We start from the raw sequence: 20,009 nt of genomic DNA on the forward strand, positions 1-20,009 counted from the left end.
TAACAGGACGGAAATATTCCGCCTTCTTTCTGCCGCATAGAAAACATGACTATTATTGTCAATATATTCGGCGCGAATAATCATGAATAAAATTATCATGTTTAAAGCCAAACCGAGAAAGTTGCTGAATTGCAACGAAACGACCACCTCAGGCGTTCTATCGGCATCATCATTAGAGTTGGCTGATTTACTTGATGCTGTTCAGAATCGTTTCACTAAGCTCTACGATCTTTATGCTTATGGCCGCTGCCCTTCCGCAAACCGGTCCGATACCGGAACAAAAGCCGGACAGCGGACAGGAGCAGCCGGCCGAGACCCCGCCGATCCCTATGACAAAGCCGGCAGTGTCTTCGGAGGAGCCGGCGGCCCCCGAAGATCAGTCGGCTACTGGCGAGATGCAGGGGCCGCCTCGCCCGCCGTTGACGATTGCCTCGGAACCGGACGAAGAGCACATCGCCTGCATGACGAAACTGACCGCCATGGGCGCGACCCTTAAGGAAATCCCACGCATTGACGATGGCAATGGCTGCGGTATCGACAAGCCCATCGCCCTCGCCTCGCCGCTGCCAGGCATAGAACTCAAACCCGAGGGCAAGATGCGTTGCGAAACCGCGCTGGCGCTCGCTCAATGGATGAAGACAAGCGTCATCTCTTCCGCTGCCGCACTGGAGAACGGCAAGATCGTCACGATCAATCAAGCATCGACCTATATCTGCCGTCTGCGCAACAATGCTTCTGCCGGCAAGATTTCTGAACATGCCCGCGGCAATGCCATCGATATCGCCAGCTTCACTTTCGAAAATGGCAAAACCATCGGCGTCGAACCCAGGCGCGAAGATCCGACCCTAACGGGCGCATTCCAGCGCGCGGCAAGCGCTTCGGCCTGCCTCTACTTCACGACCGTTTTAGACCCGGAGAGCGACGCCGCCCACGAAACGCATTTCCATCTGGATGTGCTCGAAAGGAATGGCGGCTTCCGATATTGTCATTAGGCGAAGGCATCTGAAAACCACAGATCCCTATAGATCGCGACCGCGGTGTCATCGGGCGCGCGATCACGCGTCAGCCAGACCGATCGGATGGACCAGGCGCCTGGAACGGTTGGAACCTTGCTGCATTGAGCTGGATCCGATGCCCCGACGCAAGGAATGAAATAGGCAGGCATCAATGCCCGAGCATCATACCCCCACTCCGTGCGGGTAATGCGAACGGCAAGGCCGATCCTGTCATTGGCATGCCACGGTATGATGATCCGGCCTCCGGGCCGCAACGCCTGCAGCCACGACACTGGCGGCGCGACGACGCCGGCATTCACATAGATCAGGTCGGCATCCGGCAACTCCAAAGAGGTTGCATCGCCGTGAATGACGGAAATGCCCTCGAATGAAGCGAGATTTTTGCGCGTCCGCTTCGCCAATGCCCTGTCGATTTCGATAGCGTAAACATGGCCGCCCGGCGCCACGAGCGTCGACAGAAGAGCGGTATAATACCCCGTTCCCGTTCCGATATGAATGACCGTCTCGCCGGGCCCCGGAGCGACCGCACCAATGAAGGCCGCATGGAGGAACGGCTCGCCGTTGTTGATCCCCTTTGCTCTATCCAGCGCAACAAGCACATTCTGATAGAGAAAGGCGGGATCGTCGCCCGGCGTTTGGAGATAGCGCCTGTTGACCACGATCTGCCACGGCCCCGGGCCCATGAACGCTTCTCGCCTGATGATGTTGAAGGCCTGCTCCAGCCTCTCATCCGAGGAGTTGCTGGCGGCGGCCATCATCTTCGCATGGAAGGCGCGTATTTCGTCCAGACTGGCGCGGCTACCTGCGGTCACGATCTGCCTCCATCGTCACATGCGATGATGTCGATACCCGCCAATGATCTTGCTAGCGATTTCTGCCACGTCAACGGCGCAGATGCTTCGATGCGCCTGGCAATGACGATTCTTCTCGCCGACGACTTCGGTGCCGGCAAGCGCCAGCACCGGACTGTGCTGGGAGTTGAATCAAATTCTGAACTTAAAACAGTCCCTCGATGTAGCCCTGATCATTGAGGAAAATCCTCTCGGCTGCCGGTGCTTTCGGCAGGCCCGGCATTGTCATGATCTCGCCGGTAATGGCGACGACGAAGCCGGCGCCTGCTGACAACCGCACCTCGCGAACGGGCACGATATGCCCTTCTGGCGCGCCGCGAACGTTCGGATCCGTCGAGAAGGAATATTGCGTCTTCGCCATGCAGACCGGCAGGTGGCCATAGCCCTGGTCTTCCCAGGACCGCAACTGATCGCGCACGGCTTTGTCCGCGGTTACCTCACCGGCATGGTAGATCTTCGAGGCGACGATCTCGATCTTCTCCAGGAGAGGAAGATTGTCCGGATAGAGCGGCTGGAATTTCGCCTGGCCGGATTCGGCAAGCTCCACCACCTTATGCGCGAGATCAACGATGCCGGCCGAGCCCTCGGCCCAGTGACGGCACAGGATCGCTTCGGCGCCAAGGCGCGCGACATAATTCTTCAGCGCCTCGATCTCCGCCTCGGTATCCGAAACGAAGTGATTGATGGCAACGACGACGGGCACGCCGAACTTGCGGACATTGGCGACATGCCGGCCGAGATTGGCGCAGCCTTTGACGAGCGCCTCGACATTCTCATTGCCGAGACCCTCCTTCTTGACACCGCCATTCATCTTCAGCGCCCGCACAGTCGCGACGATGACCGCCGCATCCGGCGAGAGGCCGGCCTTGCGGCACTTGATATCGAAGAACTTCTCGGCACCAAGATCTGCGCCGAAGCCCGCTTCCGTCACCACGTAGTCGGCCAGCTTCAATGCCGTGCGTGTGGCGATCACCGAATTGCAGCCATGGGCGATATTGGCAAAGGGGCCGCCATGTACCAGCGCCGGATTGTTCTCCAGCGTCTGCACCAAGTTAGGCTGCATCGCGTCCTTCAAGAGCACGGCCATGGCGCCATCGGCTTTCAGGTCGCGGGCGTAGACGGGCGTACGGTCGCGGCGATAGCCGACGATGATGCTGCCGAGCCGCTTCTCCAGATCCTTGAGGTCGGCTGCCAGGCAGAGGATCGCCATGACTTCGGAGGCCACGGTGATGTCGAAGCCGCCTTCGCGGGGAAAGCCATTGGCAACCCCACCAAGCGAGGAAACGATATCGCGCAGCGCACGATCATTCATGTCCATAGCTCGGCGCCAGGTTATGCGGCGAATATCGATATTCTGCTCGTTGCCCCAATAGATATGGTTGTCGATCAGCGCGGCGAGAAGATTGTGGGCGGAGGTGACCGCATGGAAATCGCCGGTGAAATGCAGGTTGATGTCTTCCATCGGCACGACCTGCGCATAGCCGCCGCCAGCCGCGCCACCTTTCACGCCGAAGCAGGGGCCGAGCGAAGCCTCGCGCACGCAGACCACCGTCTTCTTGCCGATCCGATTCAGGCCGTCACCGAGGCCGACCGTCGTGGTGGTCTTGCCCTCACCCGCCGGTGTCGGATTGATGGCCGTAACGAGAATCAGTTTGCCATCCTTCTTCTGGGCCTGCGCCGCAATGAAGCCGGCACCGATCTTTGCCTTGTCATAACCGTAAGGCGCCAGATCTTCCGCCGGAATGCCGAGCTTGGCACCAATCTCGATGATCGGCAGCTTATTCGCCGCACGCGCGATTTCGATGTCAGATGCCACGGTCGCCATTAAACTTGCCCCCAACACACGGTCATTCGCATGTCGGGATAAACCAATAAGTTTCCGGTGTGAATAGGAGCGATGCGGTGTCTTCCGCGAAATGATCCGCCTTGTCGCGAGGCACCGGCACACCTATTTTCGGGATCCAAATTCAAAGCGAGAACAAAGGAAAAGATATGAAGTCCCTGGAATTGCTGGTCGAGCGCATCATTCTCTCCAGTCGCTGGCTTCTGGTGGTCTTCTATCTCGGTCTTGCCGCCTCGCTCGCCGTCTATGCGGTTTCGTTTATCTATAAGTTCTACAAGGTCGCGATCAACGCTCTTGTCTATGACGAAGCCGATATGATCCTGGCCATTCTCGGCCTCATCGACGCCGCCCTGGTGGCGAGCCTGATCGTCATGGTGATGATTTCCGGCTACGAGAACTTCGTCAGCCGATTCGATGAAGGCGAAGACCAGGTTTCCTTCCTCGGAAAACTCGATTCAGGCAGCCTCAAGATCAAGGTCGCCTCCTCGATTGTCGCCATCTCCTCGATTCATCTGCTGCAGATCTTCCTGAACGCCACTCAGTATGACAACGCCAAGCTGATGTGGTTCACGATCATTCATCTCGCCTTCGTCGTCTCGGCGCTGCTGCTCGGATTCCTCGAAAAGATCATGGCGAAAGCAAAAGCCAAGGATAGCTGAGGCCGGAACGGTCGCTATTGACCGACCATGGCCGATCGACCGGCCGGCGATGGCGGCGGCGCAACGCAATCCGAGATCGGCTGATCGCTCCCACAATTGCGTGCCGAAACCAGTACAATAGCGTCGGCGAGTTCCGTCGTCAGCTTCAGCTTGAGGGCATCCATCTGCGAAATGAGATGGATGCCGTTGGGGTCGGTTCCGAGCATCAGATCAACAAGCGATTTATCGATACCCATCTTGCCGAAGAATCCGACCAGCCGCGCCTTCTGCGCCCTGTCGAGCTTGGTCGTATCGTACTTGCCGACGAACTTGCGCCCGATCTCCCTCTTAGAAAGGATCTTGCGCTTGCCGTCCACCACTTCATATTCGGTACGATACTGGACGCGCACCTCGCTGTAGGTCGTCGTAATCTGATGAACGCCCATGAGTGCGAATGGGCTGTAGACACGCTGGATACCGCCGGTGAAAAACAGCGGGCAGGCGGAAAAACAGACCGCGCCCGCCGAATATGGTTCTCCCTTGATCGAGCCATCCTTGGCGATCGCAGCCGAGCAGATCGGCTCGGCATAGGGGCATAGGCGCGAGCGGGTGCGGCCAACTGCAATGGAGAGCTTCTGCTTGCGGATCGCATAAGCCATCTCCGTCGCCGCCTTCACGTCGCCGCCGGGCGAATTGACGACGATCGGCAGCTTTCGATTGCCGAGCTGCTTCAAGAGCTTCCGCAGCTTCCTTGGCGAATCCGCCATGATCTGCCCTTCCGCCGAGATCCAGTCGGGGCAAGTATCATCACCACGGCATTGGCCCATATCACCATGAACAAGCAGGAAACGCATGGGCTGGCCACTGGCAACCTCCGCCGCATCGACAGCCAAGGGCGACAGGACCAGTAGCGAAACGGCCGTCAAAAGCCACAACGCCATTTGACAACACCGCGTTGCAAGCTGCGGCAAGAAGCGAAAGTTCATAAGATACACGCCTGGAAGCGATTGCTTTGGCAAGACCGATAGCAACCGCTTTGGGCCTTCGCAAGGCACGGCCCCGCACCGCTATATTATTTAAGGAAAGACAGGTCGCTAGCACGCTTCAGGCGGATTTGACTGCTGCCGTTAGTCGGGGTCTTCGGCCGGCAAAGCTTGCTCGATGAGGGCTCAATTGCAGCCACAACCCATCATACCATATAAGCAGAAAATCACTCTACCATAAGCATGTCTAGGACACGATATCAAGCCCGTGAGTCAATATCGGTGACGATCCGCTTTTCCGGATAAACCGCCTCAGGCATGGTTTGAGATCATGGACACCTTCTTGCCAAATCCCATTTTGATGGCGTCCGCCGCATATTTTGGGCGCATTTGCCGGTATCAGAGGCGAGTTTTTCACTCAAAATTGCCGTTTGAGCAAAGCACGCGCAGCCCTAAATGTTATAATATTAAGATATATGAAAATGAATTTATTTCTGGTTCTGTGGTATTTTTGCGTCTAGCATTCACCCATAGATCAGGTATTTGATAGCGATAATACGCTGTGGGCGCCTCTACTCATATGTCCTATATCATTGCTGCTGAGAGACAATTGCTGCTTTCTGCCGAGTTGGCTGCTGCTCGGACACAGACAGCGTTCGCCCTGGCGCTCGAGCAGTCGGCAACTGCCTTTGGCTTCAGTCATGTGGCCCTCATGAACGCCCCGATTCCCGATGATTCGATGATGGCGTCGCTGCTCATTGCGGGATCGGTACCGGCGCAATTTGTGCGAGAATTCGATCGTCAACAGCTGGTTCGGCGCTGCCAGACATTGCTGCGCACACGCGATTCCGTGATGCCGCGCGCGTGGCATCTGCTGGAAAAGGAAAGCGCACCCGACATCGATCTGTCGCGCGAATTCCATGCCCTGCTGATCAACTACAATTGCCCGATGAACGTGATCATTCCGATCAATTCCTCGGACGGGCAGCGTCTGCTTTTCTGGTTCATGGGCAATCGCAGCACTCTCAGCCAGAGCGAGCTCAACGAGCTCACCATGATCATGATGCAGGCGCTCGATTCCTATAATTGCCTGAAGCGCAGCGACGGCTCAGCCCCGCACACGCTTTCGGCTCGCGAACTCGAAGTGGTTCGCTGGACGGCGCAGGGCAAGACTTCGGTTGAAATCGGCCAGATCCTTTCTCTCTCCGACCACACGGTCAACGCCTACATGATGAATGCGATCAAGAAGCTCGATTGTGTCAATCGCACGCAGCTCGTCGCGAAAGCCATTCGGCTCAAACTGATCAGCTAGTCCTTCCAAACCTCGTCCCGATATCAAGCCTCCCGCACGGCAGCGCTGGCCGATTGCGGCGGCATAATCGTGCCTTACGCCGACCGGCGACGAGGTTCACGCTTAGCGACCACCCAGAACCGTGCGGATTTCAACGAGATTCGACCGCACGCGCAGGACATGGAAGCCCATCGTCGCAAGATGGCTCGGCATGAAGGAACTGTCTTCGCTGCCATTGGAGATGATGAACGGCTGGATCCGCAGCGCCGTCCGCAGCATCGCGAGGGTGTCGGTCCAGAGCACGCTAGCATTGCGCTCGGCGATGACCTGCTGAAAGTCTGCACCGGCAGCACTCAGGATGCCGTAACTGGCGTAGAGCTGGCCATAAGCGAACCAGAAGCGATCGTCCGCACGCGTGTCGAACCATCCGTAACTGTAGTTCTGAGACCGGTCGGCCAGGATATTGACCGTGCTGCCGAGATCGCCGGCGATATGGTCGACAAACTGCAGCAGATTGTCGGCGCGTCCGTCGAAAATCGTCTTGCAGCTGCTCAGATCCGCATTGAAGCTACGAAGATTGGCAATTGCCGCGCGATAGTAGCTGGGTGACGGTGTTTTCGGCCCAAAGGGATGCAGCCCGAAATACCAGCTGGACTCGTCGAACTGCAGGTTGCCGCGCGCCTTCTGCAGGTCGCTGTTGATGCCGGAAGTCCCGCGCACGCGGCCAATCGTATCGACGAGTTCTGCCGATGTGCGACGGACAACCGAGTTCACGCCCCGCTGGAAGGAAGCCTTGTTATCGAGAAAAGGCGTATCGTCCCATGACATCCCGAAGAAGCCGAGCTTGTAAAGCAGCATCGAGGAGATCCAGGCGTTCTGGTTCACGTTGAAATCGGTCAGATCGGCCGCGACATCGACCACCGCCGAAGTTTGGCAGGCCTTCGGCGCGGTAGCGGCAGCCTGCTGCCCGCTTGTTGCCGGCAATTCCTGTCCGGCGGAGAATTTGCGCTCGGAGAATTTATAGACGTCGGGATAGGCTGTATTGAAGCCGGACCAGACCTGCGTCTGCCAGATGAAATAGATGTAAAGGACCGCGAGCAGGGCCACGAAGGCGGCGACCGGCAGCTTGATCATCCAATTGCGGTGCCGATACCAACCATGCGCCGCCAGAAAAGGCCAGGCAATCCCGACGAAGACGAGCCCCAGCCATCGCCCGATGGCGGCAGTCATCCGCTTCCAGAGTGCCGTGATCGAGTCAAGCATGGACACGTCTCCTAAACCGCACCGCGCATCCCGCCATCACGCGAAGGACACATCACACCGAACCTGCGCACTGGCCGTCTCGAAAATCTCTTTCGATTTCCGTGCTATAGGGCTTCGTCGCTATTCGTTTTCAGCAAATATGTGTTCTTGAGGAAAACGACAACAGCCCGCATGGAATTTTCGGCACTATGTGCCATTCATCCCTCCGGTTGCGTGTCATCGGAAGTCTCTTCCACCTCCGCAGGCGCTGGCAGCAGATGCGGTTCCAGCCGCCTGGCGAACACGAAGTCGACATGCGCCTTGCGTGCCGCGAGATCATGCCCGGCCAGCACATTCGACTCGAAAGCCTGGATCAGACTTTCGACCGCCGCCGGTCGAGCCGCCGCTAATGACGGTGGATCGACCTCCAGCGCCAATGCCTTCAATAAAGCGATCCGCTGCTCGATATCGACCGTAAGCTTGCCCGCCATGGCGCCGACGGCGGCGATCTGCGCATTCAGGACACCCGCCAACCCCTCATAAATATCGATAAGGCGCTGGCGCATCGTTCGATCGGACTGCAGTCTCCTCTCCCGCTTGCGAATTTCATCCTGCTCGGCCAGCAAATCGCGGTAGCCCTCCCCCAGCTCCGGATGAGCATCGGGATGAAACGTGGACGGCAAACTACGACGCAGGCTCGTGATCCTGGCGATCACGGCATCGGCATCGCGCTGCACCTCCTCGATCTCGAAATCGAGTTTCCGCCGTCGCTTGATCACCCCTTCCAGATGGATTTCGCAATCGTGAAAGCATCGCGACAATGCCGGCCGGGCCTGCTTGAACAGGAGATTGAGGGTCGCAGACGCACTCAGGGCCACATCGAGATCGGTCATGATTGCTTCGGGCTTCATCGGGCCGCGGGCGAGCTTCCGGCGAAGCAGGCTTGCATCCTCGAAGCCGGCGTTTTCGTCAAACCGCCGTCGATGCTGCAGATCCGCCTCCGCCGTCACGCGATCCAGATCCTTCACCAGCGACAGGGCAAGGGATTTCCATCGATCCAGCAATTCGACGGCCTCACGCACCAGCGTTTCCTCGACCGGGAAGTTGACGGTGTCGATGCGTTCCTCGCCCCTAGCGTGGCTGGCCAGCGTCGCCACTGCGGCGCCCATACTGCCGATGGCGTCGTCGAGCGTTGCCTGCGCCTTGTCGAGCACGCCGTCAAAGGAATGAGGTATGGCCATGAAAGCATCTCTCCCCTGCCTCTCGACACGAGACTAGCTGCTTCCGCATGACATGAAAATGCCCCGCCACATTTATTGGGCAGCGGCTGGATTCCGCAAATAGGCGATCAGATTGTCGAGATCCTTATCGCTCTTGAGGCCAGGGAAGGTCATTCTGATGCCCTTCACCAAAGACTGCGGTGCCGGCAGATATTTGCGCAGCAAGGCTTCGTCCCAGATCTTGCCGTCAGCCCCAAACGCCTTCATCGCCGGCGAGTAATTGTAATCCGGCACACTGGCGACCGGGCGGCCGACAATGCCCATCAACGATGGTCCGACACGGTTCTCCCGCGCGGTCGCCGTGTGGCAGGCGGCACATTTCCTGAAAACGGCAGCACCCACCACCGGATTTCCATCCGCAAGAGCCCCGGAACCAGAAGCGAGTATAATCGCCGCCAATGTCAGACAGAACAGCTTCATCACACCTCCCGATCCCGTCACTTTTTGCCAAATCCCGGCTATCGCGCGATTGACGGCGTCGCGACCACCCGTCCGAAGCGAAAACGACCTGGGGCTTCACTCGCCCGAGATCGCCTCTTCCCAATGATGGCGGCAGAGCGAAACATATTTGTCGCTGCCGCCGATCACTATCTGCGCACCTTCGCGCACCACCTCTCCGGCGGCATCCAGCCGCACGACCATCGTCGCCTTGCGGCCGCAGTGGCAGATCGTGCGCACTTCCCGCAATTCGTCAGCGATGGTCAGCAATTCCTGCGATCCCGGAAACAGCCTTCCGTGAAAATCCGTGCGCAATCCGTAGGCCATGACAGGCAGCCCAAGGCGATCGACGATATGTGCGAGCTGCCACACCTGCTCGCGCGTCAGGAATTGCGCCTCATCGATGAAGACGCAAGCCAGCGGATCACTTGCATGCATTTCATCGATCAGTGCATAGAGATCGTCACCAATCTCGAACGGTATGGCATCCATCGTCAGGCCGATACGCGAGGCTATCGTGCCGCGGCCGGCGCGATCATCGAGGGCCGCAATCAAGGCGGCTGTGCGCATGCCGCGCTCCTGATAATTATAGGCGGCCTGCAGCAACATGGTCGACTTGCCGGCATTCATCGTCGAATAATGGAAGTACAGCTTGGCCATGACATTCTCCTTGAATGCTTCATGGGTTCTGCGCGACGATAAGAAAAGACATCCTTCAAGAAAACCACAGGATTCAGGAGCGCGTATGGATGGCGTCAAAGGCCCCGGCAACGCTCGCGCAGAAAAATACGGGCGTCGCAATCAGCCCCCTCAAACCGGCGCAAATACACTGTGGTCGCTTGAAAATGTCAGTTATTGATGGTTGCTTGGGAACGTTACACTGGGAGTCACGCAATGATAAAAATGACCCTTACCGCAGTCGCTTTCGCTTCAGCTCTTTCGGCCCTGACACTGGGTGCTACCGCTGCTTCGGCAGCCGAGGCAGCGAGCTGTAGCACCGTACATTTTGCCGATGTGGGCTGGACCGATATCACCTCCACCACCGCGACGGCCTCCACTCTTCTGAAGGCCCTCGGCTACGACACCGACGTCAAGGTGCTTGCCGTGCCGGTGACCTATCAGTCTCTTAAGAATAAGGACATCGACGTATTCCTCGGCAACTGGATGCCTTCCATGGCCGAGAACATCAAGCCATTCGCAGAAGACAAATCGGTCGAAACCGTCCGTGCCAATCTCGAAGGCGCCAAGTACACGCTGGCGACCAACCAAAAGGGTGCCGCGCTCGGCATCAAGGACTTCAAGGACATCGCCGCCCACAAGGACGATCTCGACGGCAAGATCTACGGCATCGAGCCGGGCAATGACGGCAACCGCCTGATCATCGACATGGTCGACAAGAACACCTTCAGCTTGAAGGGCTTCGAAGTGGTCGAATCCTCCGAGCAAGGCATGCTGGCGCAGGTCTCCCGCGCCGACAAGGAAGGCAAGCCGATCATCTTCCTCGGCTGGGCGCCGCACCCGATGAACACCACCTACAAGATGACCTATCTGTCCGGCGGCGACGACGTCTTCGGACCGAATTTCGGCGGCGCGACCGTCTACACCAACGTCCGGGCCGGCTACCTGCAGCAGTGCCCGAATGTCGGCGCCCTCGTCAAAAATCTCGTCTTCTCGCTGCCGATGGAAAACGAAATCATGGGCAAGATCCTGAACGACGGTAAGGATCCGGAAGTGGCCGCAAAGGAATGGCTGAAAGCCAATCCGGCAGCTGTTACTCCCTGGCTTGCCGGCGTCACCACCAAGGATGGCGGCGATGGCCTGGCGGCGGTCAAGTCCAAGCTTGGCTTGTAATAACGTCGGTTGATTGAGGGGCGGCCAAACCGCCCCTTTCTCTTCCGTGGACGGACTGCTTCCTTCGCGTCCCGCCTTACCTAGGACAACGGTCCGTATGGCGTGACAGACCGTTATTCTTCGGCGGCGCTTTCCGGAACATGCGATACCATCGGAATAGCCGCCCCCAATCGTGGGCAAAGACGTGAACTGGTTAACCGATTACCGCCTCCCTATCGGGCCATGGGCCAAAGCCGCTGTAGATTGGCTGACGACGAATTTCATTTGGTTCTTCGACGGCCTTTCCTTCGTAGTCGCGCACGGAATCAATGGGCTGTTGTTCCTCTTGCAGGCGCCGCATCCGCTGATCGTCGTCGCCGTTTTCGCCGCCATCGCTTATTGGATGCGCCGAAGCGTTACAGTCACCGCCCTCACCCTCGTCGGCTTCCTCGTCACCATCAATCAGGGTTATTGGAAAGAGACGACTGAAACGCTTGCGCTGGTTCTGGCCTCGACTTTCGTTTGTATGCTCGTCGGCGTCCCTCTCGGCATCGCAGCTGCGCGACGTCCCTGGCTTTACGCTATCATGCGGCCGATCCTCGACCTGATGCAGACCATCCCAACCTTTGTCTATCTTGTGCCAGCTATGATCCTGCTTGGTCTTGGAATGGTGCCTGGCCTCGTTGCGACAGTCGTCTTCGCCATCCCAGCCGCAATCCGCATGACCCGCCTTGGCATCATCTCGACGCCGCCTTCCCTCGTTGAGGCGGCAGAAGCTTTCGGTGCTACGCAGCGGCAGGTATTGCGTAAGATCGAACTGCCCTTCGCTGCGCCGCAGATTATGGCTGGCCTGACACAAACCATCATGCTGTCGCTCTCGATGGTGTCCATTGCGGCTCTTGTCGGCGCTCCAGGTCTGGGCGTGCCAGTTCTGCGCGGACTGCAAGGCGTTAATGTCGGCAAAAGCTTTGATTCCGGCTCCTGCATCGTCATTCTGGCGATCATTCTCGACCGCATGTTCCGTGCCCCTGGCGAAGGAGATCGCTCATGACCGTCGCCGTCGGCTTCAACAATGTCAGCATCATTTTCGGCGATCGTCCCGATGCCGCACTGAAACTCGTCGACGGCGGCAAGTCGCGTGACGAAATCGGCAAGTCCACAGGCATGGTGCTCGGCGTCGCCAACGCCTCGCTGGAGATCGAGGAAGGCGAAATCCTCGTCCTCATGGGCCTCTCCGGCTCGGGTAAATCGACGCTGCTGCGCGCCGTCAATGGCCTCGCCCCTGTCGTGCGGGGCGAGGTCGTCGTCAATACCAAGAACGGCCCCGTCAATCCCTATGCCTGCAATCCCAAGACGCTGCGCGATCTGCGCATGCACACGGTCTCCATGGTGTTCCAGCAGTTCGCACTGCTGCCGTGGCGCACCGTCGCCGACAATGTCGGCTTCGGCCTTGAGCTTGCCGGCGTTCCGGAAGCCGAGCGCAAGAAACGCGTCGGCGAACAGCTCGAACTCGTCAACCTCACGCAATGGGCCAATCGCAAGGTCAACGAGCTTTCGGGCGGCATGCAGCAGCGTGTCGGCCTTGCGCGTGCCTTTGCGACCGGCGCCCCGATCCTGCTGATGGACGAGCCGTTCTCCGCGCTCGACCCATTGATCCGTACCCGCCTCCAGGATGAACTGCTCGAATTCCAGCGCCGCCTGAAGCGCACGATCCTCTTCGTCAGCCACGATCTGGACGAGGCTTTCCGCATCGGCAACCGCATTGCCATCATGGAAAGCGGCCACATCATCCAGTGTGGAACGCCGCAGGAGATCGTCAAGAACCCGGCCGATCAGTACGTGGCGGATTTCGTGCAGCACATGAACCCGATCAGCATGCTGACGGCGCGCGACGTCATGCAGCAGGGCGTCGGGCACTCGGCCAATGGCGGTTCCGTTACCGCCMCTGCAACCGCCGCCACGCCGCTCATCGATATCCTCGACGCCCTCACCCGCCAGCCGGGCAATATCGGCGTTGTTGACAACGGCACGATAATCGGAACGATCTCTGCACAAGACGTTGTCGCTGGTCTCACCAGCCACCGGCGAAGGGAGTAGCCGTTCGCGACTGCTCCTCAATTCATGGAGCAGTCAATGAACGATAAACCATCGGTAATCAGGGAAACGGACGAGGATGCGCGCAACCAAGCGCGCATCTTCATGCATACGGCCGCGCACGCAGCGCTGGCCGTCATCGACCCCGAGACCGGATTTCCGTCCGTCAGCCGCGTTCTGACGGCCATGGATACCGACGGCGCACCCGTCATTCTCGTGTCCGGCCTTTCCTCTCATACGAAGGCCTTGGTGAAAGACCCGCGCGCTTCGGCGCTATTCGGCGAACCCGGCAAGGGTGATCCCCTCGCCCATCCCCGCCTGACCGTGCGCTGCAGCGCCGAACGTGTCGACCGGCAAGGCGATGCCCATGCGCGCATTCGGGAGCTATTCCTCGAACGTCACCCGAAGTCCAAGCTCTATATCGACTTTCCGGATTTTTGCTTTTTCCGCCTCGTTCCGCTCGATGCCAGCCTGAATGGCGGCTTTGGAAGGGCCTATATTCTGTCCGCGGAGGACTTAGTGATTCTCTAAGCTGAAAAAATTTCTGTTGCAATAAGACCATACAATAGTGCGAGAATTAGTAGCCGAGCAGCCGGAGGTAGTGGCGACCATTATTGGTATGTTTCTATCCAACTACCCTGAAAGGGGGCCGATTTATGATCGATAAGCGATCATAACCGACCTATTTTGGGTTAATTGGTGTCCTGAAACGAGTCTCGGCCGCCCTTTATGACATCGCTTGACTGTCATACGTACATGCCTAAAACAGCATACCCGATACCTTAAATTTAGGTATATACAATCTTCGGCTCCTATTGGTATTGTTCAATATCGGTTTGGTACCGGCATAGCGATAGCACAATTTCTGATGTGCGCTCCGCACTGGGAAGTTTAAAACATGAAGACAAGAAATTTAGCCGAACACTCTAATGTTGCGGCGGCATTATTATCTGCAATGGCGAACCCAAAGCGTCTTTTGATTCTTTGCAGTCTTGTTAAAGGCGAGGTTCCCGTTGGCGTTTTGGCCAATCAAGTCGGACTGAGCCAATCGGCACTTTCCCAGCACCTTTCGAAGCTTCGCGCTCAGAAGCTGGTGAAGACGCGCCGTGATGCTCAAACGATTTACTACTCCAGCACGTCGGAATCGGTCATCCGGGTTCTCGAAACGCTGGAAGACATTTATTGTGAACCTGAAAAAAGTAGATCGGCTGCCTAAGGCTTCAACAAGCCCCCAGCTTTGCCGGCGAACGATCTTGCCGGGACACTTTCTACCCCGGAAGATCGACTTTCTTTCATCACCACACGTTTAACTGCTTCGGCCGGCAAATCAGTGATTTGCCGGCTTTTTCATTTGTATCTCGGTACCAGCTGCGGACGGGCTGCTCTTACCGGGATCAAGTCCGATCAGCCGCCCAAGCAGACGCGGCCTTTCATGGCGCCCCCCTCCCCGATGCCATCTTTGCCTTGACGCCAAAAGGCCGGCTGATAATTTGACCAGGCAGTAAATATAATCGCGCGACGCTGCGCCGCGGACGGGAAATGGCCCCCGAATGGCCATTGGAGAACAGCATGTCGGACCGTTTGAATGCCACCCCCAACGATTTGCGCGCCTTCTGGATGCCGTTTACGGCCAACCGTCAGTTCAAGAAGGAACCGCGCCTCTTCGTCAGCGCCAAGGACATGTACTACACCACCCATGACGGTCGTCAGGTACTGGATGGAACTGCGGGACTGTGGTGCGTGAACGCAGGACATTGCCGCCCGAAGATAACCGAAGCCATTGGCCAGCAGGCCGGCGAGCTCGACTACGCTCCTGCCTTTCAGCTCGGCCACCCGAAGGCCTTCGAGCTGGCGAACCGGCTGGTCGATATCGCCCCCGAAGGGCTGGACCACGTCCTCTACACCAATTCCGGTTCTGAATCGGTCGAGACGGCCCTCAAGATCGCGCTTGCCTATCACCGCGTGAAGGGCAACGGCTCACGCTTCCGCCTCATCGGCCGCGAGCGCGGTTACCACGGCGTCAACTTCGGCGGCATCTCCGTCGGCGGCATCGTCTCGAACCGCAAAATGTTCGGCACGCTGCTGACCGGCGTCGATCACATGCCGCACACGCACCTACCCGGCAAGAATGCCTTCACGCGCGGCGAGCCCGAGCATGGCGGCGATATCGCCAGCGAACTGGAGCGCATCGTCACGCTGCATGACGCCTCGACCATCGCGGCCGTCATCGTCGAGCCGGTTGCCGGCTCCACCGGCGTCCTCATTCCGCCGAAAGGCTACCTGCAGAAGCTGCGCGAAATCTGCACCAAGCACGGCATCCTCCTGATCTTCGACGAAGTCATCACCGGCTTCGGCCGCCTCGGCACCCCCTTTGCCGCTCAATATTACGACGTCAAGCCGGACATGATCACCACCGCCAAGGGCCTGACCAACGGCGTCATTCCAATGGGTGCGGTCTTCGTCACCTCGGAAATTCATGATGCCTTCATGCAAGGCCCCGAGCACATGATCGAGTTCTTCCACGGCTACACCTATTCCGGCAACCCGATCGCGTCGGCCGCAGCACTTGCAACACTCGACACCTACAAGGAAGAAGGCCTGCTCACCCGCGCAGCCGACCTTTCCGACTACTGGGCCGATGCCCTGCATTCACTCAAGGATTGCCCGAACGTCATCGACATCAGAAACACCGGCCTGATCGGCGCCATCGAGCTCGACCCCATCGCCGGCGAACCGACCAAGCGCGCCTTCACAGCCTTCCTCAAGGCCTACGAGAAAGGCCTGCTGATCCGCACCACCGGCGACATCATCGCACTCTCGCCGCCGCTGATCATCGAGAAACATCACATCGACGAGCTGTTCGGCAAACTCCGCGAGATCTTGCAGAATAATATCTAAGGCATAAGCTCGAACACATCTGCGCCCCTCACGCCTTCTTTTGCATCAGCAGAAGAGCCGGCATGAGGGGCGATCCATATGCGAGGGACGAAGATGACCACCAAACTCGAACGCTACATCGACCAGGGCGTCGGCCGCGAGCCTGCGGATATCGTGCTGAAGAACGGCCGGTTCTTCGATCTGGTCACGGGGGAGCTGGTCGCCTCGGATATCGCCATTTGCGGCGACCGCATCGTCGGCACTTGCGGCGACTATCAAGGGCGCCGGGAGATCGACATCTCCGGCCGCATCGTCGTGCCCGGCTTCATCGACACCCATCTTCACATCGAATCCTCTTTGGTGACGCCGCTCGAATTCGACCGCTGCGTCCTGCCCTATGGCGTCACGACGGTCATCTGCGATCCGCATGAGATCGCCAACGTGCTGGGCACCGAAGGCATTCAGTATTTTTTGGATTCCTCCCTCGAAACGATCATGGACATCCGCGTCCAGCTCTCCTCCTGCGTGCCGGCAACGCATCTGGAAACCTCCGGCGCCGATCTGCCGATCGAAACGCTCTTGCCATTCCGCAACCATCCGCAAGTAATCGGCCTTGCCGAGTTCATGAATTTCCCCGGCGTGGTCCACAAGGATCCCGTCTGCATGGCGAAGCTCGAAGCTTTCCAGGGTGGCCATATCGACGGCCACGCCCCGCTGCTACGCGGCAACGATCTCAACGGCTATCTCTCAGCCGGCATCCGCACGGAGCATGAATCGACGACCGCCGAGGAAGCGCTGGAGAAGATCCGCAAGGGCATGCATGTGCTGGTGCGCGAAGGCTCCGTCTCCAAGGATCTGCATGCGCTGATGCCGATCATTACCGAGCGCCTGTCGCCCCATCTCGCGCTCTGCACCGACGACCGCAACCCGCTCGATATCGCCGAGCAGGGCCATCTCGATTACATGATCCGCACGGCAATCGCGCATGGCGTGGAGCCCTTAGCGATCTATCGCGCTGCCTCCATCTCGGCCGCCCGCGCCTTCGGCCTGCGGGATCGCGGCCTGGTGGCGCCCGGCTGGCGCGCGGATCTCGTCGTCATTGACAGCCTGGAGAATTGCAAGGCCGAGATCGTCTTTTCCGCAGGAAGGCACGTGACGGCAGAGCTCTTCGCGACCCGCAATTCCGTCGCCCCGGTCGGTCTCGACAGCGTCAAGGCGCGCCCGATCAATGCCGCCGATTTCGGCGTGCCGGTGACAGAAGGCGAATGCTCCGTTATCGGCGTGACGCCCGGCAAGATCATTACCGAACATCGCCGCTATCGCCTGCCAACCAAGGGCAACCAGACCGATATCGACCTCGGCAACGATGTCATCAAGGTCGCCGTCATCGAGCGGCACGGCAAGAACGGCAACCACGCCAACGGCTTCGTCCAGGGTTTCGGGCTGAAGAAGGGCGCGATCGCCTCGACCGTCGGCCATGATAGCCACAATATCTGCGTCGTCGGCGTCAACGAGGACGATATGGCGCTTGCCGCCAATCGGCTGAGCGAAATCAATGGCGGCTTCGTCGTCGTCGAAGATGGCGTCATCACCGGCGAGATCGCCCTGCCCATAGCCGGCCTGATGAGCTTGGAGCCCTATGAAAGCGTGCGCGACACGCTGCATCATCTGCGCCAGGCTGCCTATGCCCTCGGTGCGACTCTGGAAGAGCCCTTCCTGCAGCTCGCCTTCCTGCCCCTGCCCGTCATCCCGCATCTGAAGATATCGGACAGAGGTCTTGTCGACGTCGACAAGTTCATGCTGATCGGCTGATCAGGCGAGTTTGCCGCAATAAACATCCAGTGCGGCAAGCGCCACCGTCGATCCTGCGTCGGCGGTGGTGAACCCCGGCATGGCGATCGTCTTGCCCAGCTTGAGATCCTTGGGCAAAGCGACCTTCACCGGCTTGCGGGACAGATTGAAGACGAATAGCACCGTCTCGCCATCCTTGGAGCGTGTGAAGGCAAGGACATCCTCCTCGGTATCGAGGAAAGTCATGTCGCCATCACGCAGCGCTGCATGCTCTGCACGGAAGGCCAGTGTCTCCCGATAGTGATGCAGCACCGAATCCTCGTCCGCCTCCTGCTTGTCGACCGCAAGCGCCGCATGCTGATAGGGAACCGGCAGCCATGACTTGTCGGCGGTCGTAAAGCCCGCATGGGCGCGGCTGGCCTCCCACGGCATCGGCGTGCGGCATCCGTCACGCCCCTTGAAAGCCGGCCAGAAGCGAATGCCGTAGGGATCGCGCAGATCCTCAAAGGCAAGCTCCGCCTCGGGCAGCCCGAGCTCCTCGCCCTGATACAGGCAAATCGAGCCGCGCAGGGTGGAGAGCAGCGAAATAGCGAGTTTTGCGACGCGCGGCTGCTCTTCCTCGCTCTCAGCAAAGCGGCTGACATGGCGCTGGACGTCATGGTTGGAGAAAGCCCAGCAGACCCAGCCGTCGACGACATTGTCCTGGAAATCGCTGACGCAGCGGCGGAAGTGCGCCGGCGTAAAATCGGGGCTTAGCAGGTCGAACGTATAGCACATATGCAGCTTGTCGCCGCCGCTGGTATAGGCCGCAACCGTCTGCAACGAGCGCGCACCGTCGCCCACTTCGCCGACGGTCGCGCGGTTTTCGTATTGATCGAGCAACGCTCGGAACCGCTTGAGGAAGCCGATATTCTCCGGCTGCGTCTTGTCGTAGAGATGGTTCTGCATCCCGTAAGGGTTGCTCTCGGGCGCATCGAGCCCGCTCGTCGCGACAAGAGCCGCCGGATTGTCCCGCAACTCCTTATCGCAGAAATAGTAGTTGACAGTGTCCAGGCGGAAGCCGTCCACGCCCCGGTCGAGCCAGAATTTCACGGCCGCCAGCACGGCATCCTGAACCTCGGGATGATGGAAATTCAGGTCGGGCTGCGACGTCAGGAAGTTGTGCTGGTAATATTGCCGACGCACGCCATCCCATTCCCAGCCAGGCCCGCCGAAAATCGACAGCCAATTGTTCGGCGCCGTGCCATCCGGCTTCGGATCGGCCCAGACGTACCAATCCGCCTTGGCATTGTCGCGACTTGCCCGGCTCTCCACGAACCAGGGATGCCGATCCGACGTGTGCGAAATCACCTGGTCGACAATGACCTTCAGCCCCAGCTCGTGCGCTGCCACCATCATCTCATCGAAATCGGCCAGCGTGCCGAAAATCGGATCGACATCGCAATAATCGGCGACGTCATAGCCCATATCGGCCATCGGCGAAGTGAAGAAAGGCGCCAGCCAGATCGCATCGACTCCGAGTGCGGCAATGTGAGGCAGGCGTCGGGTAATCCCCTTTATGTCGCCTAGCCCGTTGGCATCCGTGTCTTGAAACGACCGCGGGTAGACCTGATAGATTACCGCCCCGCGCCACCAATCGGCTTGCGCCGCTTTATTCGTCGATTTCATCAAGCCGCCTCGATATCGCACAAGACCTCTCAGTTTGCATACTCGGACGCAGGCGGCAAGCCGCAATCGGCGGCAGGCCCGAATGCTACTGGCGAGCGTGTAAATTCGCGCTATCAATTTTAGAGATTTATCAACATGGAAGTTCGCACCTGGATCATGTCCGTCTC

Annotated in this window: 19 protein-coding genes; 11 read left to right on the top strand and 8 right to left on the bottom strand. The window is 58.7% G+C overall.

Annotated features, from left to right (window positions below):
- The first annotated feature begins 239 nt into the window (after positions 1 to 239).
- The gene (locus tag QD409_RS21680) at positions 240 to 992 is read left to right on the top strand and encodes an extensin family protein (protein ID WP_430763654.1); all 753 of its coding nucleotides are present in this window, start codon (positions 240 to 242) and stop codon (positions 990 to 992) included.
- Here the strand turns inward: QD409_RS21680 and QD409_RS21685 are convergent.
- On the bottom strand, positions 989 to 1,828 hold the full coding sequence (locus QD409_RS21685; protein WP_092853416.1) for a protein-L-isoaspartate O-methyltransferase family protein: 840 nt from the start codon (positions 1,826 to 1,828) through the stop codon (positions 989 to 991). The two genes, QD409_RS21680 and QD409_RS21685, sit on opposite strands and share 4 nt — an antisense overlap.
- 184 nt (positions 1,829 to 2,012) lie before the next feature.
- Positions 2,013 to 3,692 (bottom strand): formate--tetrahydrofolate ligase, encoded by a 1,680-nt coding sequence (locus QD409_RS21690; RefSeq protein WP_430763655.1) that lies wholly within the window; start codon positions 3,690 to 3,692, stop codon positions 2,013 to 2,015.
- Positions 3,693 to 3,859: 167 nt separating this feature from the next.
- Between QD409_RS21690 and QD409_RS21695 the strand changes: the two genes are divergently transcribed.
- The gene (locus QD409_RS21695; RefSeq protein ID WP_092853420.1) at positions 3,860 to 4,369 is read left to right on the top strand and encodes a TIGR00645 family protein; all 510 of its coding nucleotides are present in this window, start codon (positions 3,860 to 3,862) and stop codon (positions 4,367 to 4,369) included.
- A 14-nt stretch (positions 4,370 to 4,383) separates the two neighbouring features.
- On the opposite strand, the gene QD409_RS21700 is transcribed toward QD409_RS21695, so the two are convergent.
- On the bottom strand, positions 4,384 to 5,289 hold the full coding sequence (locus tag QD409_RS21700) for a hypothetical protein (RefSeq protein ID WP_245298108.1): 906 nt from the start codon (positions 5,287 to 5,289) through the stop codon (positions 4,384 to 4,386).
- 622 nt (positions 5,290 to 5,911) lie between these two features.
- On the opposite strand from QD409_RS21700, the gene QD409_RS21705 reads away from it, so the two are divergent.
- Positions 5,912 to 6,643: a helix-turn-helix transcriptional regulator gene (locus QD409_RS21705; RefSeq protein WP_092853424.1), complete on the top strand. Its 732-nt coding sequence runs from the start codon at positions 5,912 to 5,914 to the stop codon at positions 6,641 to 6,643.
- Positions 6,644 to 6,745: 102 nt separating this feature from the next.
- Here QD409_RS21705 and QD409_RS21710 read toward each other — a convergent pair whose 3' ends face one another.
- The 4 genes from QD409_RS21710 to QD409_RS21725 all read right to left on the bottom strand — a co-directional run bounded on the left by QD409_RS21710 (position 6,746) and on the right by QD409_RS21725 (position 10,242).
- Positions 6,746 to 7,885 carry a DUF2333 family protein gene (locus QD409_RS21710; protein ID WP_430763656.1) on the bottom strand — a complete coding sequence of 380 codons (1,140 nt, stop codon included), beginning with the start codon at positions 7,883 to 7,885 and terminating at the stop codon, positions 6,746 to 6,748.
- Positions 7,886 to 8,082: 197 nt separating this feature from the next.
- Positions 8,083 to 9,105 carry a hypothetical protein gene (locus tag QD409_RS21715; RefSeq protein WP_430763657.1) on the bottom strand — a complete coding sequence of 341 codons (1,023 nt, stop codon included), beginning with the start codon at positions 9,103 to 9,105 and terminating at the stop codon, positions 8,083 to 8,085.
- A 72-nt stretch (positions 9,106 to 9,177) separates the two neighbouring features.
- Entirely contained in the window at positions 9,178 to 9,564 is a 387-nt protein-coding gene (locus QD409_RS21720) for a c-type cytochrome (RefSeq protein ID WP_430763658.1), read from the bottom strand.
- A gap of 96 nt (positions 9,565 to 9,660) precedes the next feature.
- Positions 9,661 to 10,242: a thymidine kinase gene (locus tag QD409_RS21725; RefSeq protein WP_092853432.1), complete on the bottom strand. Its 582-nt coding sequence runs from the start codon at positions 10,240 to 10,242 to the stop codon at positions 9,661 to 9,663.
- Between QD409_RS21725 and QD409_RS21730 the strand changes: the two genes are divergently transcribed.
- The 8 genes from QD409_RS21730 (at position 10,235) to ade (ending at position 18,195) form a co-directional block, all read left to right on the top strand.
- The gene (locus QD409_RS21730) at positions 10,235 to 10,441 is read left to right on the top strand and encodes a hypothetical protein (protein WP_430763659.1); all 207 of its coding nucleotides are present in this window, start codon (positions 10,235 to 10,237) and stop codon (positions 10,439 to 10,441) included. The genes QD409_RS21725 and QD409_RS21730 overlap by 8 nt on opposite strands.
- Before the next feature lie 35 nt (positions 10,442 to 10,476).
- Complete coding sequence (locus QD409_RS21735; RefSeq protein ID WP_430763660.1) at positions 10,477 to 11,433, top strand: choline ABC transporter substrate-binding protein; 957 nt, start codon at positions 10,477 to 10,479, stop codon at positions 11,431 to 11,433.
- Positions 11,434 to 11,617: 184 nt separating this feature from the next.
- Positions 11,618 to 12,463, top strand: a complete 846-nt coding sequence (gene choW / locus QD409_RS21740) for a choline ABC transporter permease subunit (protein ID WP_430763661.1) — start codon at positions 11,618 to 11,620, stop codon at positions 12,461 to 12,463.
- Entirely contained in the window at positions 12,460 to 13,509 is a 1,050-nt protein-coding gene (gene choV / locus QD409_RS21745) for a choline ABC transporter ATP-binding protein (RefSeq protein WP_430763662.1), read from the top strand. Before choW ends, choV begins: the two co-directional genes overlap by 4 nt.
- Before the next feature lie 36 nt (positions 13,510 to 13,545).
- Entirely contained in the window at positions 13,546 to 14,037 is a 492-nt protein-coding gene (locus QD409_RS21750; RefSeq protein ID WP_430763663.1) for a HugZ family protein, read from the top strand.
- A 367-nt stretch (positions 14,038 to 14,404) separates the two neighbouring features.
- A complete protein-coding gene (locus QD409_RS21755; RefSeq protein ID WP_004116664.1) occupies positions 14,405 to 14,722 on the top strand; it encodes an ArsR/SmtB family transcription factor in 318 nt (105 codons plus the stop codon).
- A 353-nt stretch (positions 14,723 to 15,075) separates the two neighbouring features.
- On the top strand, positions 15,076 to 16,404 hold the full coding sequence (locus tag QD409_RS21760; protein ID WP_430763664.1) for an aspartate aminotransferase family protein: 1,329 nt from the start codon (positions 15,076 to 15,078) through the stop codon (positions 16,402 to 16,404).
- Positions 16,405 to 16,497: 93 nt separating this feature from the next.
- Complete coding sequence (gene ade / locus QD409_RS21765) at positions 16,498 to 18,195, top strand: adenine deaminase (RefSeq protein ID WP_430763665.1); 1,698 nt, start codon at positions 16,498 to 16,500, stop codon at positions 18,193 to 18,195.
- Here ade and QD409_RS21770 read toward each other — a convergent pair whose 3' ends face one another.
- The gene (locus QD409_RS21770) at positions 18,196 to 19,842 is read right to left on the bottom strand and encodes an alpha-glucosidase family protein (RefSeq protein ID WP_430763666.1); all 1,647 of its coding nucleotides are present in this window, start codon (positions 19,840 to 19,842) and stop codon (positions 18,196 to 18,198) included.
- Positions 19,843 to 20,009: the final 167 nt, after the last annotated feature.

The organism is Rhizobium sp. BR 315 (assembly GCF_050577975.1).
Lineage (GTDB): Bacteria > Pseudomonadota > Alphaproteobacteria > Rhizobiales > Rhizobiaceae > Rhizobium > Rhizobium miluonense.

Excerpts from the sequence above, each read along its gene's own strand:
- QD409_RS21680 (WP_430763654.1), top strand. The coding sequence starts at position 240 with ATGGCCGCTGCCCTTCCGCAAACCGGTCCGATACCGGAACAAAAGCCG.
- QD409_RS21755 (WP_004116664.1), top strand. The coding sequence starts at position 14,405 with ATGAAGACAAGAAATTTAGCCGAACACTCTAATGTTGCGGCGGCATTA.
- QD409_RS21715 (WP_430763657.1), bottom strand. The coding sequence starts at position 9,105 with ATGGCCATACCTCATTCCTTTGACGGCGTGCTCGACAAGGCGCAGGCA.
- QD409_RS21770 (WP_430763666.1), bottom strand. The coding sequence starts at position 19,842 with ATGAAATCGACGAATAAAGCGGCGCAAGCCGATTGGTGGCGCGGGGCG.
- ade (WP_430763665.1), top strand. The coding sequence starts at position 16,498 with ATGACCACCAAACTCGAACGCTACATCGACCAGGGCGTCGGCCGCGAG.
- QD409_RS21695 (WP_092853420.1), top strand. The coding sequence starts at position 3,860 with ATGAAGTCCCTGGAATTGCTGGTCGAGCGCATCATTCTCTCCAGTCGC.
- QD409_RS21705 (WP_092853424.1), top strand. The coding sequence starts at position 5,912 with ATGTCCTATATCATTGCTGCTGAGAGACAATTGCTGCTTTCTGCCGAG.
- QD409_RS21690 (WP_430763655.1), bottom strand. The coding sequence starts at position 3,692 with ATGGCGACCGTGGCATCTGACATCGAAATCGCGCGTGCGGCGAATAAG.
- QD409_RS21750 (WP_430763663.1), top strand. The coding sequence starts at position 13,546 with ATGAACGATAAACCATCGGTAATCAGGGAAACGGACGAGGATGCGCGC.
- QD409_RS21735 (WP_430763660.1), top strand. The coding sequence starts at position 10,477 with ATGATAAAAATGACCCTTACCGCAGTCGCTTTCGCTTCAGCTCTTTCG.
- QD409_RS21700 (WP_245298108.1), bottom strand. The coding sequence starts at position 5,289 with ATGGCGTTGTGGCTTTTGACGGCCGTTTCGCTACTGGTCCTGTCGCCC.
- QD409_RS21760 (WP_430763664.1), top strand. The coding sequence starts at position 15,076 with ATGTCGGACCGTTTGAATGCCACCCCCAACGATTTGCGCGCCTTCTGG.
- QD409_RS21710 (WP_430763656.1), bottom strand. The coding sequence starts at position 7,885 with ATGCTTGACTCGATCACGGCACTCTGGAAGCGGATGACTGCCGCCATC.
- QD409_RS21725 (WP_092853432.1), bottom strand. The coding sequence starts at position 10,242 with ATGGCCAAGCTGTACTTCCATTATTCGACGATGAATGCCGGCAAGTCG.
- QD409_RS21720 (WP_430763658.1), bottom strand. The coding sequence starts at position 9,564 with ATGAAGCTGTTCTGTCTGACATTGGCGGCGATTATACTCGCTTCTGGT.